The organism is Actinosynnema sp. NPDC037264, assembly GCF_055603705.1.
This window is the reverse complement of sequence record NZ_JBVJVK010000050.1, coordinates 54,274-66,893: the sequence shown is the minus strand read 5'-3', so window position 1 is coordinate 66,893 and position 12,620 is coordinate 54,274. Positions and strand designations below refer to the sequence as shown.

General features: G+C 71.9%; 10 protein-coding genes. 6 read left to right on the top strand and 4 right to left on the bottom strand.

Annotated features, from left to right (window positions below):
* Positions 1-137: 137 nt before the first annotated feature.
* A complete protein-coding gene (locus ACZ7GX_RS35420; RefSeq protein ID WP_498783337.1) occupies positions 138-1,046 on the bottom strand; it encodes a hypothetical protein in 909 nt (302 codons plus the stop codon).
* 258 nt (positions 1,047-1,304) lie between these two features.
* On the opposite strand from ACZ7GX_RS35420, the gene ACZ7GX_RS35415 reads away from it, so the two are divergent.
* The 3 genes from ACZ7GX_RS35415 (at position 1,305) to ACZ7GX_RS35405 (ending at position 7,040) form a co-directional block, all read left to right on the top strand.
* Entirely contained in the window at positions 1,305-4,280 is a 2,976-nt protein-coding gene (locus ACZ7GX_RS35415) for a UvrD-helicase domain-containing protein (protein WP_498783335.1), read from the top strand.
* Positions 4,281-4,325: 45 nt separating this feature from the next.
* Positions 4,326-4,745: a VOC family protein gene (locus tag ACZ7GX_RS35410; protein WP_498783333.1), complete on the top strand. Its 420-nt coding sequence runs from the start codon at positions 4,326-4,328 to the stop codon at positions 4,743-4,745.
* A 978-nt stretch (positions 4,746-5,723) separates the two neighbouring features.
* Positions 5,724-7,040, top strand: a complete 1,317-nt coding sequence (locus tag ACZ7GX_RS35405) for an alpha-lytic protease prodomain-containing protein (protein ID WP_498783331.1) — start codon at positions 5,724-5,726, stop codon at positions 7,038-7,040.
* Positions 7,041-7,111: 71 nt separating this feature from the next.
* On the opposite strand, the gene ACZ7GX_RS35400 is transcribed toward ACZ7GX_RS35405, so the two are convergent.
* Positions 7,112-7,819, bottom strand: a complete 708-nt coding sequence (locus tag ACZ7GX_RS35400; RefSeq protein WP_498783329.1) for an SDR family oxidoreductase — start codon at positions 7,817-7,819, stop codon at positions 7,112-7,114.
* A 57-nt stretch (positions 7,820-7,876) separates the two neighbouring features.
* On the opposite strand from ACZ7GX_RS35400, the gene ACZ7GX_RS35395 reads away from it, so the two are divergent.
* Together ACZ7GX_RS35395 and ACZ7GX_RS35390 are read left to right on the top strand one after the other, a co-directional pair.
* Entirely contained in the window at positions 7,877-8,446 is a 570-nt protein-coding gene (locus ACZ7GX_RS35395; protein ID WP_498783328.1) for a TetR/AcrR family transcriptional regulator, read from the top strand.
* Between the two features lie 16 nt (positions 8,447-8,462).
* Complete coding sequence (locus tag ACZ7GX_RS35390) at positions 8,463-10,397, top strand: serine/threonine-protein kinase (protein ID WP_498783326.1); 1,935 nt, start codon at positions 8,463-8,465, stop codon at positions 10,395-10,397.
* Here the strand turns inward: ACZ7GX_RS35390 and ACZ7GX_RS35385 are convergent.
* Together ACZ7GX_RS35385 and ACZ7GX_RS35380 are read right to left on the bottom strand one after the other, a co-directional pair.
* Entirely contained in the window at positions 10,348-11,466 is a 1,119-nt protein-coding gene (locus tag ACZ7GX_RS35385) for an APC family permease (RefSeq protein ID WP_498783324.1), read from the bottom strand. The genes ACZ7GX_RS35390 and ACZ7GX_RS35385 overlap by 50 nt on opposite strands.
* Complete coding sequence (locus tag ACZ7GX_RS35380) at positions 11,463-11,855, bottom strand: DUF2000 domain-containing protein (RefSeq protein WP_498783323.1); 393 nt, start codon at positions 11,853-11,855, stop codon at positions 11,463-11,465. The genes ACZ7GX_RS35385 and ACZ7GX_RS35380 overlap by 4 nt, the downstream gene beginning before the upstream one ends.
* A 103-nt stretch (positions 11,856-11,958) precedes the next feature.
* Here ACZ7GX_RS35380 and ACZ7GX_RS35375 point away from each other — a divergent pair, with 103 nt between their 5' ends.
* On the top strand, positions 11,959-12,417 hold the full coding sequence (locus ACZ7GX_RS35375) for an Lrp/AsnC family transcriptional regulator (RefSeq protein ID WP_498783321.1): 459 nt from the start codon (positions 11,959-11,961) through the stop codon (positions 12,415-12,417).
* The last annotated feature ends 203 nt before the right edge of the window (positions 12,418-12,620 follow it).

Sequence of the window (12,620 nt, the reverse complement as noted above, 5' to 3'; positions counted from 1 at the left end):
GACGCCGACCGCCCAGGTTGACCGACCGATCCCGGATCTCGAAATCCACCACAACTCCCCAACTGGGGTGTTGCGACGACCACTAGAACCCAAGGTCTCGGGCGGGGGCCGCTTCCGCGCTCGTCACGCCGTGCTCGTTACGGCAGGGACTCGCACGCGATGCGGTCGTTGTCGCTGTCCAGCTGCGCGACGTCGCCGTAGTACGGGTAGTAGAGATCGAACCACGCCTGGGCGTCGCGCTGGGTGGCGAAGTCCGAGCAGTCCTTGCTGTTGCCGGGGTTCCCGGGCGCGCGGACCTCCGGCGCCGGGCTGCCCGCGCCGACCCACTCGGCGTAGCTCACGGGCCGGTGGAACGCGGGGCCCTGGTAGTAGATCGTCGGGGCGGTGCCGTACTTGTAGAAGTGGTCGTTCGCGACGCGGCGCACGACCTGCGGCGTCGGGAAGTCCTCCGCCCGCCACTCCTCGTAGCCGATCGAGTAGCCGGCGCCGGTGGCCAGGTTGGACATCCGCATGATGTTCGGCGCCCAGGACAGCTTCTGGAAGCCCTCGTTGGACCGCGGGTCGAAGGCGCGGAAGCCGGAGGCGGACCACTCGCCGTAGGTGAGCTTGTGGTTCACCCCGTCCTCGCCCTCGACGAAGAGCTCGTTGGACGTGCCCCACTGGTAGTAGTAGCTGCCCGCGATCCAGCCCGCGTTGCGCGGCGCGGGGCTGCCCGACGCCCGCCACTGGGACTCGGTGAGCCGGTCCCAGTCCCACGTCGACTGGGGGTCGCCCCAGAAGGTGACCGCGTAGACGGTGGGGGACCACGCGTACTTCACGTAGTCCGTCGGCGAGGCGGCGGGCTGCGGGAAGCCGGCGGCGGCCCACTCGTCGTAGGTGATGGCGCGGGCGTTGCCGCCGACGACGCGCCACACCGTCGGGTCGAAGGGCTGCTTGTAGTAGCCGTCGGCGACCGCCGCGCTCGCGGGCGCCGCCACGGCGACCGCCAGTCCCAGCCCGACAGCGGCGCCGACCAGCGCCGCCGCCACCCGTGTGATCTTGTTCAAGTGATCCGCCTTCCGTCCACCCCGAACCTGCTCTGCGGTGGGACATTCGGTGTGCGCCGCCAGTTGTTACGCAACGCAGTCGAAAGCGGGCTCAATTAGCTCGATCGGACTAAGGAATGCGGCAATCGTGAGGATTCGTCATCACTTTCCGTGGGGATCTCTCTCGATGTCGTGCTCCCACAAGGCCGTCACGTTGCGATGAGGCCTCGACGCGACCTCGCGCCCGCTCGGTGTCGATCACTCACTAGGCTGTGGCCGGTGCGCTTTGTGGCGGATCTCCACATCCACTCCAAGTACTCCCGGGCCTGCAGCCGTGACTGCGACCTCGAACACCTGACCTGGTGGGCCCGCCGCAAGGGGATCTCGCTGGTCGGCACGGGCGACTTCACCCACCCCGCCTGGTACGACCACCTGACGTCCAGCCTGGTCGAGGCGTCGCCGGGGCTGTACCGGCTGCGCGACGACCTCGACCGCGACATCGACCGCCGGCTGCCGCCGTCGTTGGCCGCCGCGCCGGTGCGGTTCATGCTCTCGGTGGAGATCTCCACCATCTACAAGCGCGGCGACCGCACCCGCAAGGTGCACCACCTGGTCTACATGCCCGACCTGTCGTCGGCGGCGCGGTTCAACGCCCGGCTGGCCAAGATCGGCAACCTCGGGTCGGACGGTCGGCCGATCCTCGGGCTCGACTCGCGCGACCTGCTGGAGATCACGCTGGAGTGCGGCGGCTACCTCGTGCCCGCGCACGTGTGGACGCCGTGGTTCGCGGTGCTCGGGTCCAAGTCCGGGTTCGACGCGATCCAGGACTGCTACGTCGACCTCGCGTCGCACGTCTTCGCGGTGGAGACCGGCCTGTCGTCCGACCCGGAGATGAACTGGCGGGTGTCGAGCCTGGACCGCTACCGGCTGGTCAGCAACTCCGACGCGCACTCGCCGCCGGCGCTGGGGCGTGAGGCGACCGTGTTCGACACCGAGCTGGACTACTACTCGGTGCGGTCGGCGCTGGAGACCGGAGACGGGTTCGCCGGGTCGTTGGAGTTCTTCCCGGAGGAGGGCAAGTACCACGTCGACGGGCACCGCAAGTGCGGCGTGCGAATGGAGCCCGAGGAGACGCTGGCGCACCGGGGGATCTGCCCGGAGTGCGGCAAGCCGTTGACGGTCGGGGTGCTCAGCCGGGTGGCGGAGCTGGCCGACCGGCCGCACGGCCACCGGCCCGCCGGCGCGGCCGGGTTCACCAGCCTGGTGCCGTTGCCGGAGATCATGAGCGAGATCGTCGGGACGGGGCCGAAGAGCAAGAAGGTGGTCGCGGAGATCGACAAGCTGACCGCGGCGCTCGGGCCGGAGCTGGTGATCCTCCAGGACGTGCCGGTGGACGACATCGCCGTGCACTCGCCGTTGCTGGCCGAGGCGGTGACGCGGCTGCGGCGCGGTGAGGTGGTGCGCGACTCGGGGTACGACGGCGAGTACGGCGTGATCCGGGTGTTCGAGCCGGGGGAGCTCGAGCGGCGGCGTTCGGCGTTCGCCCTGTTCGACTACGCCGCTCCCGAGCCGTCCACTGTGGAGCGTGCTCGGCCGGCGCCCGTGGCTGCGCCTGTCGTCGAGCCCGCGCCCGTTCGGGAGTCGGGTGGTTCGTCGTTGCTGGACGGTCTGGACCCGGAGCAGCGGGCGGCGGCCGAGGTGGACGGCGGGCCGTTGCTGATCATCGCCGGGCCGGGCACGGGCAAGACGCGGACGTTGACGCACCGGATCGCGGACCTGGTGACGTCACGGGGCGTGCCGGCGTCGGAGTGCCTGGCGATCACGTTCACGCGGCGTGCGGCGGAGGAGATGGCGGAACGGCTGGCCCTGTTGGCGCCGGGTGCCGTCGGCGAGTTGACGATCGCGACCTTCCACTCGCTCGGGGTGCTGATCCTGCGCGAGCACGGCGCGTACTTCGGGTTGTCGGCGTCGTTCGGGGTGGCGGACCCGGATCGGCAGCTGGCGGTGGCGTTGTCCGTCGTCGCGGAGGAGAAGGCGGCACGGGCGCTGATCGTCGCCGGGGACGCGCGGTACAAGAAGGCGTTGCGGGCGCAGGACCTGGTGGACTTCGACGACCTGATCACGTTGCCGCTGGCGTTGTTGGAGGAGTCGCCCGCGCTGGTCGCCGGCTACCGGGCGCGGTGGCGGTGGGTGTCGGTGGACGAGTACCAGGACGTGGACGAGCAGCAGTACCGGCTGTTGCGGCTGCTCGCGCCGCCGGACGGCAACCTGACCGCGATCGGCGACCCGGACCAGGCGATCTACCGGTTCCGCGGCGCGGACGTCGGGTTCTTCCTGCGGTTCCGGGAGGACTTCCCCGCGGCGCGGACCGTGCAGCTGACCAGGAACTACCGGTCGTCGTCGGCGGTCGTGACGGGCGCGTTGGAGGTGATCTCGCCGTCGTCGCTGGTGCCGGGGCGGGAGCTGCGGCCCATGGTGGACCACGGCGACGCGCCGATCGGCGTGCACCACGCGTCGTCGGAGGCGGCCGAGGCGGGGTTCGTGGCGCGGACCATCGAGCAGGTGCTGGGCGGCGCGTCGTTCCACGCGTTCGACAGCGGGCGGGTGGTGGGCGACGGGACGCAGGGGCTCGGATTCTCGGACTTCGCCGTGCTGTACCGGACGGATCGGCAGGCGCGGGCGCTCGTGGAGGCGTTGACGCAGTCCGGTCTGCCGTTCCAGAAGCGCTCGCACGACCGGTTGGCGGACCGGCCCGGGGTGGCGCGGATCGCCCACGACCTGAAGTTCGCGGCCGGCGCCACCGTGCTGGCGCGCGTGCGTGCCGTCGCGGGTGACGACCACACTGCGTACGAGCTGCTGAAACCTCTGGCCCTTGAGTGCGGGGCCGACTTCGAGCGCTTCCACACGGCGCTCGCGCTGGGGGTGGAGGTGGACACGTGGGATCCGCGGGCCGACCGGATCTCGCTGCTCACGCTGCACGCGTCGAAGGGCTTGGAGTTCCCGGTGGTGTTCATCGTCGGGTGCGAGGACGGGTTGCTGCCGTTGCGCTGGCCGGGGTCGGACGACGTGGAGGCGGTGGACGAGGAGCGTCGGCTGCTGTTCGTCGGGATGACCCGGGCGCAGCGGCACCTGTTCCTGAGCCACGCGGCGGGGCGACCCCGGTCTCCGTTCCTGGCGGCGCTGAAGGCTTACGACCAGCTCGGCGACACCCAGCCGCGGCGGAAGCGGAAGGGCACCCAGCTCAGCCTGCTGTGAGCGCTCCGGCCGGAAACTGTCGGACCCCGGGGCTACGGTCGCGGCATGGCGCACACCATTGGGCTGGCCCTCGACTGCCACCACCCGAGCGAGCTGGCGGCGTTCTGGAAACTGGCCCTGGGCTACGACGACGAACCCCCGCCCCCGCCGTTCCGGACGAGGGAGGAGTGGGCGGCGCAGTTCGCCGATCCGGAGGATGATCAGGAGGACGGCGCCTGGCTGCACGACCCGGCCGGTGTCGGTCCGAGGCTGTTCCTGCAGCAGGTGCGGGAGCCGAAGACCCAGAAGATCCGGCTGCACTTGGACGTGCGGGTGAGTTCGGAGGTGGCGGAGGAGGAGCGTTGGTCGGCGATCACGGCCATGGTGGGGCAGCTGGTGGCGGCCGGCGGCAGCATGGTGAAGGAGCATCCGAACCACCACGTCGTCATGGCCGACCCGGAGGGCAACGAGTTCTGCGTCTGCTAACCCGTCACACCTTCGAGTGATCATCGCCCAAAACTGTACGAAAACACCGTCCCCGCACCTCGGTTAGAACGAGAGGCCGACCCCCGAACCACCCCAGCCCTCCGCCCACCCAGCCACCCGCCCACCCGCCCACCCATCACGACCACCCCCGCCGATCCCGCCACAACCCCGCTCCCGCCGATCCCGCCACCCCGCAGCCCTTTGCCCGCCCCGCCCTGGCCGCCCCGCAGCCAGTCGCCTGCCCGCCTGGCCCGCCCGCCTGGCCCGCGCCGCGCATCGACAGGCCCTGCCATCCGGTCGCGCGATTGCCCGCCGCCGCGCCGCCCCCTTCCGCCGCCTCCCGCTGGATCCGCTCGGTCCACTGGGGCTCGGCGCGGCACCGGGTCGCCGCCTCCTCTGCCGTGGGGCGCCTTTCCGTCGGCCGCTTGGGGCCGCTCCTACCGCTCGCCGCCGTTGTGCTGCTCGCCGACTTCCGTCACGTCCCGTGGGCTCGCCGCCGTGTGCTGCTCGGCGCGTGCCGTCGCGTCCGTGGGCTCGCCGCCGCGGCGCCGCGTACTTGGCTGGGCTGTCGCGTGATCGCCGAGCTTCAGCGCCGGTCGGTGGTGCTTGCGGCTGCCGCGTTTGCGGCGGTTGATTGGCGTTGGCCGGGGTTGAACTGTGCGCGCTGGCGGGGGTGCTCGCGGTGGGTGGCAAACGTTTGCGGGCGGTGCGGTGCGGCGGTAGCGGTGCGGTGCGGCGGTAGTGGGGGGCGGGTGTAGGTGGGGGTGTTGGGCGGTGGGGGGTGTGTGGGTTGTGAGTGGTGGGTGTGAGGTTGGTGGCCGGTGAGGTGCGGAAATGAGGGGGTGGAGATCGGGATTGGACTGGACCATAACGTGGCGTTATGACTTGACTGGCATATCCGCCCGGCGGTTTGGCCGGCTAGCGTCGGGTTCAACGGCCCCGCATCCCGTGTCACCACCCCTGCAAGGAGACAAGCGGATGACTCGACGTAGCGTCGCCGCGGTCGCCGTGGCGGTCTTGAGCGCTGCCGGATTGGCAGCTGCGCTGGCCACCACCGCGAACGCGGGTCCACCACCGCAACAACTCGCCGTCGACGGAGGCATGGTCGCGGCCATGGCGCGCGACCTCCACCTGACCCCCGACCAGGCCCGTGCCCGCATCGAACGCGAAGCGGTCGCGGCGCGGACCGAGAGCACGCTCAAGGCACGGCTCGGCCCGGGCTTCGCGGGGGCCTGGCTCGACGCCGACGCCACCCGACTCGTCGTCGGCGTCACGGCCGCGTCCCAGATCCAGACCGTCGAGGCGGAAGGTGCGCGGGCCACGGTGGTGCCGCGGTCACTCGCCCAGCTCGACGCCCTGAAGGACAAGCTCGACCGGAACGCGCGCAGCGCACCCCGGTCCGTGCCCGGCTGGTACGTCGACGCACCCACGAACACCGTGGTCGTCCTCGCCCGCGACACCGCCGCCGCGAAAGCCTTCGCGCACGCCAGCGGTCTGGCCGAGACCGACGTCCGGATCGAACGGTCCACTGAGGAGCCGCGCCCGCTGATCGACGTGATCGGCGGCAACGCCTACTACATCGGCAGCGGCTCCCGCTGTTCGGTCGGGTTCGCGGTCAACGGTGGCTTCGTCACCGCCGGGCACTGCGGCCGCACGGGCGCGACCACGACCCAGCCCAGCGGCACGTTCGCCGGCTCCAGCTTCCCCGGCAACGACTACGCCTGGGTCCGCACGGCCGCCGGCAACACCGGCCGCCCCCTGGTCAACCGCTACCCCGGCACGGTGCCGGTCGCCGGTTCCACCGAAGCGCCGGTCGGCGCCTCCGTCTGCCGCTCCGGCTCCACCACGGGCTGGCGCTGCGGCACCATCCAGCAGAAGAACACCTCCGTGACCTACCCCGAAGGCACGATCACCGGCCTCACCCGCACGAACGCCTGCGCCGAACCCGGCGACTCCGGCGGCTCGTGGCTGACCGGTGACCAGGCGCAGGGCGTCACCTCCGGTGGCTCCGGGAACTGCACGTCCGGCGGGACGATCTACTTCCAGCCGGTCAACGAGATCCTCCAGGTCTACGGCCTCCAGTTGATCGTCAGTGGCGGCACGCCAACCAGCACCACCTCGCCGACCACGACGACCACCACGGACCCCGGCCAGACCACCTGGCAGCCAGGCGTCGCGTACACGACCGGCTCCCTCGTGACGTACGACGGCGTCGGGTACAGGTGCTTGCAGGGGCACACGTCCCAACCAGGCTGGGATCCGCCGACGGTGCCCGCCTTGTGGGAGCGCGCGTGAGCTAGCGGCAAGCGCACGCGCGGGGCCCGGCTCGCACCCTGTGGGCCGGGCCCCTTCCCGCCGAGGTCACGTCACAAGTGGGCGCCTCCTGTCGCATCGAGCCACGCTCCCGTCATCCACCGCGAGTTCTCCGATGCCACGAACGAGACCACGTCGGCTATATCCTCCGCGTAACCGATTCGCCCCAACGCCGAACGCGCCGCCATCGCCGCCTCCGCCGCCGGGTCCCCGCGCAGCCAGGACGCGTTCGCGTCGGTGTCGACCACCCCCGGCGCGACGGTGTTGACGGTGATCCCGCGCGGCCCCAGGTGGTGGGCCAGCGTCCGCGTGAACGTGTCCAGCGCCCCCTTCGTCATCGAGTACGCGATGCCGACCGGCATGGCGATGCGCGTCGCCCCGGACGAGATGTTCACGATCCGCCCACCGTCCCGCAGCAGCGGCAGTGCGCGCTGCACCAGGAAGAACGGCGCCCGCACGTTCACCGCGAACACCGCGTCGAACGCCTCGGGTGTCACGTCCTCGATCGGCGCCGGCAACCCGATCCCGGCGTTGTTCACCAGCACGTCCAACGGCGGCAGCGCCGCCACCAGGGCGTCGAGCTCCGCGGGCAACGACGCCCGCACCGCGAAGGCCCCACCGCCGGCCTGCTCCACCACCGCCCGCGCCGCGTCGTCGTCCCGCGCGTAGTGCACGACCACCCGCATCCCGTCCGCCGCCAACCGCAACGCGATCCCCCGCCCGATCCCACGACTCGCCCCGGTCACCAAAGCCGTCTTCACCAGCACTCCAATCTGTAACGACCACTACACAAAGCGAACTGTAGCGGACGTTATAGAATGAGCGCCGTGGTGGGGCGCAAACGCGGGTTCGAACGGGACGACGTGCTGGACCAGGTCACGCGCGCCTTCTGGCGCGACGGCTACCAGGCGACCTCCGTCGCCGACCTCACCGCGACCACCGGCGTCAACCCGCCGAGCCTCTACGCCGCGTTCGGCGACAAGCAGGCCCTCTTCGCCGAAGCCGTCGCGCGCTACCAGCAGACCTACGGCGCGTTCACCGCGCGCGCCCTCGACGAGGAGCCCACCGCACGTCATTCCGTCGAACGGATCCTGACCGAGGCCGCGATCGAGTACACGACCCCGGACCGGCCCAAGGGCTGCCTGATCCTCAGTGCACCCGAGCTGACCGGCCCGCGTGACCAGGCGAGACAGGCGGTCGAGGCCAAGATCCGGCACGACGTCGCGACCGGCGTGCTCCCCTCGGGCACCGACGCGCACCGCCTCGCCGTGTTCGTCGCCGCCACCGTCCGGGGCATGTCGTCGCTCGCCCGGGACGGCGCCACGCGGGCTGAACTGCACGATGTTGCCCGGACGGCGCTGTCGGTGTGGCCCGCACCCGTACCCTGAGAGGCGACGAGAAGGGGTGGTGCGGGTCGTGGAGCTGGCCGAGTCGCTGCTGGCGTGGCTGCACGGCTGGTCAGGTGTGCCCCTCTGCCCCGGCGACTGGGCGTGGACCGTCACCGCGTTCGGCGCCCTGATCGGCGTGCTGCCGACCGTCGCCGCGCTGCTGTCGATCACCGTCCGCCGCGTGGTCGGCAACTCCTACGGGCCGTTCACCGGCGCGATCTTCGCCGTGCTCGGCGTGGTCAGCACGCTGGTGCTGCCGTGGATGGCGTTCTCGGCCACCTACAAGCTGCTGCGCACCCGCGCGCTGCCGGGCACGGAGTCGCTGGACGGGTCGCCGTGCATGGTGACCACCCAGTACGACTACCTGATCGGCACCGACCCGATCATCACCGCGATCACCGGCCGGTCCGGGGTGCCGGACGTGGTCTTCGCCGGTGCGACGGCGCTGCTCGCCCTGCTCTGCCTGCTGTTCGTGATGCTCCAGGCGGGCTCGGCGTTCCGGCTCGGCCCGAACTGGCCGCGCCGGGTGTTCTGGCCGCCGTTCCTGGTCCTGCTGCTGTCCACGTCCGCGCTGCCGGTCACGCTGGTGGGCCACCTGCTGCTCGGGTTCTTCCCGATCGCGGTGTTGGGCTCCCTCGTCGTGCGGGTTTTCGGGTTGACTACCGCCATGCTGAACCGCCCCGGTCGCGATCGCGGGAACCCGAGCCCGCAACCCGCGGTGTCGAGAACGCCACCGCCGTCGTCCCAGCAGCCGCACCAGTCGTCGTCCGCGTCCCAGCAGCCGCGGCAGTCGTCGTCGCAGCCGCCGCGCCAGCCGCACCAGCCGCCGCCCTACAAGGTGGAGAAGCCGCCGCCCTACCAGCCCGCGCAGATCCCGCCGTACCAGCCGGTCCCGCCCTACCGGCCGACACCGCCGGCACGGCACTACCCGCCGACGCGGGTCGCCGACGTGCCCGTGGAGGCGCCGAGGCCGACCAAGCCGGAGCAGCCCGCGCCGTTGGCCGACACGCCCGGTCCGCTGCCGTTCGGCCCCGGCGGCGGCAGCAGCGCGCCGGTGCCGACGCCGACGCCCGACTCCGGCAAGGTGTGGAACCCGGCGGGCGGCCGGTTCCGGCGGATCCGCCAGCTCGGCCGCGGCGGGTTCGGCACGGTGTGGCTGGCCGTGGACGAGCAGTTGGCGCGCACGGTCGCGGTGAAGCTCGCGCACGCGCCCGACAACGACACCGAGCAGCGGATGCTGCGCGAAGCGCGCGCTCTGGCCGCCGTGCGGCACCCGAACTGCGTGCGCGTGTTCGACATCGTGCAGGACCCGGACGGCCTCGCGATCGTCATGGAGTACATCGACGGCCAGCCGCTGTCGGACGTCGTGCGCGACAGCGGTCTGCTCGCCGACACGCTCGCCGCCCGGCTCTGGGTGAACATGGCGGACGCGCTGGCCGCCGCGCACGAGCAGGGCGTGCTGCACCGGGACGTGAAGCCGTCCAACGTCATCGTGGACACCCAGGGCACCGCGCACCTGATCGACTTCGGCATCGCCAGGTCGAAGGGCGACAGCACGCTCACCGCCACCGGGATGATGGTCGGCACGCCCGACTTCCTGGCGCCGGAGACCGCCCGCGGCGAGGCGGCCAGCCCGGCGTCGGACGCCTGGCAGCTGGCCGCGACGGTCAGCTACGCGCTCACCGGCCACCCGCCGCGCGGGTCGAGGGAGAACCCGATCTCCTCGCTGATGGCCGCCGCGCAGGGCGAGCCGTGCGTGAAGCTGCCGCAGCACAGCGCCCACGCCCGGCTGCTCACCAGCGCGCTGGACGCCGACCCGGCCAGGCGGCCGGCGCTGGGCGCGATCCGCACCGAGCTGAGCGCGTGGCTCTCGCAGGCGGGGTTGAGCAAGGAAGGACCGGTCACGAGGATGATCGACCGGCCGGAACCGCCGCCGCGACCCGTGCGCTGACCAGGGCCGCGACCCCGATCACCAGCGGCACGGCCAGGAGCGCGCCCGAGAAGACCAGCACCAGCGCGGTGCAGCCGAGGGCGAACGCGGCCGTGCGGCTGCGGAGGAGTGCGACGGCGGCGGCCAGTCCCGCCGCCGTCACCGCCGCGAGCGCGGTCGACGCGACGCGCATCAACGTGTCCAGCTCGACGTGCAGGCGCAGCGTCACGGCGGTGAGCACCGCGCACAGCACCAGCAAGCCGGTCAGGCCGTGCCGCCCGCCCAGGCGCGCGCCGCCCGCCAGGTAGGTGTTGATCGCGCCGAACGTGAGCAGGGTCGCGGCCACCGCCGTGACCAGCCGGGCGGACGGCCCGAACACGCGTTCCAGCAGGTCGGCGAGCGGGACGTCGCTCGTCGTGCCCGCCGTCGTGACCGCCAGCCCCAGGTACAGGACGGTGACGACGGCGAGCGTCCGCCGGGTCGCCCGACGCGGGTCGCCGAACTCGTCGGCGAGGTTGCCCGCCGCCTCCCAGCCGGAGAACGCGAAGAACAGCACCACGGCGGCGTGCCCGACGGCGAGCCACCCGTGCGGCGCGAAGGGCTCGAAGTCCTCGCGCGACACGGCCGGCACGTTGCCCGCGACGGCCACGGCCAGCAGCACCGCCAGCAGCCCGACCAGCAGGACCTGCGCGCCCGCCGACACCCGCAGCCCCGCGTAGTTGGCGGCGAACGCCGCGGCCAGCAGCACGACCCCGATCACCGCGGGGTCGCCGCCGCCGAGCGCGTGGGCGACGTAGCGGCCGCCGACCAGCGCGCCGCCGAGCACCCCGAACGGCACGCCGACCAGGTAGAACCACCACGCGACCGGCCGCGCGGCCCGTTCGCCGAACGCCGTGCGCACGAACCCGACCACGCCGCCCCGGTGAAGTTCACCCATCCGGGCGAACGACACCGCGATCGGGACGCTCAACGCCAGCAGCGCCGCCCACGCCAGGACGGAGGCAGGCCCGGCGGCCTCGGTGGCCAGGGCGGGCAGCACCAGCACGCCGGGGCCGAGCACCGCGCCCACGTACATCGCGGTGAGCCTCATGCCATCAACGGGAGCTTGCGGGTCAGCCGGGTGACCTCGGCGCGCGGGCCGTAGAGGGCGACCGCGACGAAGTCCGGGTCCTCGGTGCGGGCGAGGGCTTCCAGGTACTCGGGGTAGGCGCGGGAGCGGCGGGCGACCTCGGTGAAGCCGATCTTCAGCACGCCGTCGGCGCGGTGCAGGGCCTTGAGGTGGTCGGCGGACGTGGTCAGCACCGGCACCGGGTGGGTGTTGAGGCCGAGGTACAGGGCGCCGCCGGCGTCCTCGGCGTCGTCGCCGAGCAGGTCGGGCAGGCGGGCGCCGAGGGTGAGGCCGAGGACGACGGCGGCGTTCGCGGCGAGGTTGGGCGGCAGGTCGTCACGCAGGATCAGGGCGAGTTTGGTGGGCAGCACGTCCGGTCCGTTCGTTCGGTGGATTGCGCCCAGACTTACCCATCTGAATGACTGGATCCAGGGTCACCGAACTTCGTTCGGCGACGTTTGCCATGATCGGGACGTGGACGAACTTGATTCGGCGATCATCAGGAATCTGCAACTGGATGCGCGGCTGACCAACCGCGAGCTGGCCCGGCGCCTCGGCGTCGCGCCGTCGACGTGCCTGGAACGCGTGCGCGCGCTGCGCGAACGTGGGGTGATCAAGGGCTACCACGCGGACGTGGACCTGAGCGCGCTCAACCGCCCCGTCCAAGCCTTCGTCGCCGCCCGCCTGCGCCCGATGAGCCGTGCGGTGATCGCCAACTTCAAGGCGGCGATCGGCGCCCTGCCCGAGGTGACCGCGATGTACGTCGTGGCGGGCGACGACGACTTCCTCATCCACCTCGCCGTGCCGGACCTGGAACACCTGCACGCGTTCCTCATCGACCGCCTGAGCGAACGCCGCGAGGTCATCAGCTTCCGCAGCTCGGTGATCTACGAGAGCATCCGCAACCCCGTGCTCACCGAGCTGCCCGACTGACCTCCCGGTCGCGGTCGGCTGCGTCGAACGGGTGAAGGCGATGTTTCCGGGTAACGGACTCCTCCCGTCGGCCGAACTACGCGTTGATCCGTATGAACAGAAAAGTCAGCGAGGTGGGTCGTGTCGTCCGAGGAAAGCTGGCACGCCGCCCGGTTGATTCCCACTTCGGGGATCAACGGGGCGGATGAACAAGAACGACGGGC